At 65.2% G+C, this 3,132-nt stretch carries 4 protein-coding genes; 2 read left to right on the top strand and 2 right to left on the bottom strand.

What is annotated here, in order from left to right:
• Positions 1 to 275: amino acid permease (locus tag ACE3SN_RS16540; RefSeq protein WP_374531887.1), on the bottom strand; the 275-nt coding region annotated here is incomplete at its 3' end.
• Positions 276 to 481: 206 nt separating this feature from the next.
• Between ACE3SN_RS16540 and panB the strand changes: the two genes are divergently transcribed.
• On the top strand, positions 482 to 1,351 hold the full coding sequence (gene panB, locus ACE3SN_RS16535; protein WP_374531885.1) for a 3-methyl-2-oxobutanoate hydroxymethyltransferase: 870 nt from the start codon (positions 482 to 484) through the stop codon (positions 1,349 to 1,351).
• 14 nt (positions 1,352 to 1,365) lie between these two features.
• The gene (locus ACE3SN_RS16530) at positions 1,366 to 2,433 is read left to right on the top strand and encodes a DUF475 domain-containing protein (RefSeq protein ID WP_374531883.1); all 1,068 of its coding nucleotides are present in this window, start codon (positions 1,366 to 1,368) and stop codon (positions 2,431 to 2,433) included.
• Between the two features lie 4 nt (positions 2,434 to 2,437).
• On the opposite strand, the gene ACE3SN_RS16525 is transcribed toward ACE3SN_RS16530, so the two are convergent.
• A partial coding sequence (locus ACE3SN_RS16525) for a bile acid:sodium symporter (protein ID WP_374531881.1) occupies positions 2,438 to 3,132 on the bottom strand: 695 nt, incomplete at its 5' end.

Below are 3,132 nucleotides of genomic sequence, written 5' to 3'. Positions count from 1 at the left end.
GTGTAAGTATAGGCCGAACCCGAAACCGGGACCATCGAGGCCAGTTCCGAATAGCACAGCGCCGCAACGGCGCAGACGAACCCGGCGATCACGAAGCTGAGCATCATCCCCGGACCGGCCTTTTGCGCGGCCTCGGCCGTCAGCACGAAAATGCCGGTGCCGATGATCGCACCAACCCCGAGCAGCGTGAGCTGAACGGGACCGAGCGAGCGATGGAGCGATTTCTTTTCAGCAGTTGCCAGGATGGCGTCGAGTGACTTGACGCGACCGAACATGCGTTTCCCCTAAATGCACGCGGCCCCGGCAATGGCGAGGCCTGCGATATTTCCTGAGGCGGAAGCTAGCGGCGGCGCGGCGCTTGGCAAGCGGTAACTGCCCGCCAATCCCCGGAGTTCTGACCTGCCGCCCCCAGCCCGCCCCCGGACACCGGTCGCATCGCGCCTGCTTTCGCATATGCGAAAGACACGCTAAGAGCGGGTCCATGTCTACGACCTTCCAGCTCGACACGGCCACCAGCCGCGCCCATCCCACCCCTTCGCCGCTGCGGCGCCTGTCGGTTCCCGCGATCCGGCAGCGCAAAGTGGACGGCGTCACGGCCGAACCGGTCGTGATGCTCACCGCCTATACGGCTCGTCAGGCGCAGCTGCTCGATGCGCACTGCGACCTGCTATTGTGCGGGGACTCGCTCGGCCAGGTGATCTATGGCCTGCCGACCAGCCTGCAGGTCACGCTCGACATGATGATCGCCCACGGCGCGGCCGTTGTGCGCGGATCGTACCATGCGGTTGTGGTGGTCGATCTGCCGTTCGGCACCTATGAAGCCTCGCCCGAACAAGCCTTTGCCAGCGCCTCGCGGCTGCTCGCCGAAACCGGGGCCAGCGCGGTCAAGCTCGAAGGCGGCGCGGCGATGGCCGAAACGGTCGCCTTCCTGACCCAGCGCGGGATTCCGGTGATGGGCCATGTTGGCCTCACCCCGCAGGCGGTCAACGTGCTGGGCGGCTACAACGCGCGCGGACGCAGCGACGCCGAAGCGGAAAAAATCGTGTCCGACGCGGTCGCGCTCGACAAGGCCGGGGCATTTGCCATCGTCATTGAAGGCGTGGTCGAACCCATCGCCATCGCCGCGACCAAGGCCACTTCCTGCCCCACCATCGGGATCGGCGCCTCGGCCCAGTGCGACGGACAGGTGCTGGTAACCGAAGACATGCTGGGCATGTTCGAACGCGTACCCCGCTTCGTGAAACGCTTTGCCGACGTGGCCGAAGTGATTTCGGGCGCGGCGCAAGACTATGCCGCGCAAGTGCGCGCCCGCTCGTTCCCGGGCGCCGAACAGACCTATCAACCCAAGTAAGCCGGACGCCAACGATGCTGCGCCATTACAAGGGCTCGCTCCTGTTCATGCTGGTGTGCCTGTTGCTCGGCGCCTGGTATGGCTGGGAACTGACCGGCAACCTCACCCAGACGCTGGGTCTGGTGTGGATCGTGATCGTGCTCTCGATCCTCGAAATCTCGCTGAGTTTCGACAACGCCGTGGTCAACGCCGCCGTGCTTGAGGACATGGACGAGATCTGGCAGCGCCGGTTCCTGACCTGGGGCATGGTGATCGCGGTGTTCGGCATGCGGATCGTGTTCCCGCTGGCCATCGTGGCGGTCGCGGCCGGCCTTTCGCCGCAGGAAGCGCTGCATCTCTCGCTCAACGAGCCGGACCGCTATGAGGCGATCGTCTCCAGCGCCCATGTCGGCATTGCCGGCTTTGGCGGCGCGTTCCTCGCGATGGTTGGCCTGACCTTCTTTTTCGATGGCGAAAAGGACGTTCACTGGATCGTCTGGGTCGAGGAAAAGCTGGCCAAGATCTCGAACATCAAGGCCGCCGAAATCGGGATCCTGCTGGTCGTGCTCTACCTGATCTCGCGGCTGCTGCCCGATCCCGATGCGCTGACCTTCATGGTCGCCGGCACGCTCGGGATCGTCACCTTCATCGCGGTCGAGGCGCTGGGCACCTTGCTCGAGATGCGCGACGCGGCGCTGGCGGCGCAGGGCGCGATTGTGCGCACCGGACTGGGCGGGTTCCTTTACCTCAACGTGCTCGACGCCAGCTTCAGCTTCGACGGGGTGATCGGCGCCTTTGCGCTGTCCAACAACATGGTGGTGATCGCGCTCGGCCTGTCGATCGGCGCGATGTTCGTGCGTTCGATGACGGTAATGCTGGTGCAGAAGGGCACGCTGGCGGAATACCGCTATCTCGAACACGGCGCGTTCTGGGCGATCATCGCGCTCGGTGCGATCATGCTGCTATCCTCGCGCTTCCATATCCCTGAGACCGTGACCGGGCTAATCGGTGCGGCGCTGATCGCCCTGTCACTGTGGTGGTCGGTGCGGCACAACCGGCGCATGCCCGATAGCGAGATCGAGCAGGCCGTCCGGGCCGACTGAGACGTCAGCCGCCCTGCTTGATCCGCGCCGCGATTGGTGCCGCGATCACCAGCTGGGACAGGTGGTAAAGCAGGATCGGCAGCAGGATCGTGCCGGCAATCGCCGGTGGGAACAGCACGGTCGCCAGCGGAGCGCCCATTGCGATGCTCTTTTGCCCGCCCGCGAACAGCATCGCGATCCGGTCTCCGCGCGGAAGCCGCAGCGCTCCACCCAGCAGCCAGGCGCCAAGGTGTCCGATCAGCAGGATCAGCGCGGTCCCGCCGCCCAGCCAGGCCCAGCCGATCGGATCGACCTGGATCCAGAAGCGCTGCAGCACCGCGCCCGAAAAGGCGACATAGACGGCAATCGCGATAGTCGCGCGGTCCATCCAGGTTACCAAGGGGCGGTGGTCCTTGATCCAGCCTCCGACCCGGTCCTGCAGCACCTGGCCAATGATGAAGGGCACGAGCAGGATGCCCACGACCTTGAGCAGCCCGTCCGAATGGAAACCAGCCGCATGCCCGCCGGCGAGCAGTGAGAACAGCGGCGCGGTTACGAACACGCCGAGGATGTTGAGCAGCGCCGCAGCAACGACCGAACTCGCCACATTGCCCCCGGCGAGCGAGGTATAGGCGGTGCCTGACTGGACCGTTGAAGGCAGGCAGCCAAGGTAGATGAAACCCATCGCGATCAGCGGGGGCAACAGCCCCTGTCCCACTT

It is taken from the genome of Novosphingobium sp. (genome assembly GCF_041915465.1).
Taxonomy (GTDB): Bacteria; Pseudomonadota; Alphaproteobacteria; order Sphingomonadales; family Sphingomonadaceae; genus Novosphingobium.
This window is presented reverse-complemented; position numbering and strand designations above follow the sequence as displayed.

What these genes read in the sequence shown, in the direction of transcription:
- panB (WP_374531885.1), top strand. Translation starts at nt 482, where the DNA reads ATGTCTACGACCTTCCAGCTCGACACGGCCACCAGCCGCGCCCATCCC.
- ACE3SN_RS16530 (WP_374531883.1), top strand. Translation starts at nt 1,366, where the DNA reads ATGCTGCGCCATTACAAGGGCTCGCTCCTGTTCATGCTGGTGTGCCTG.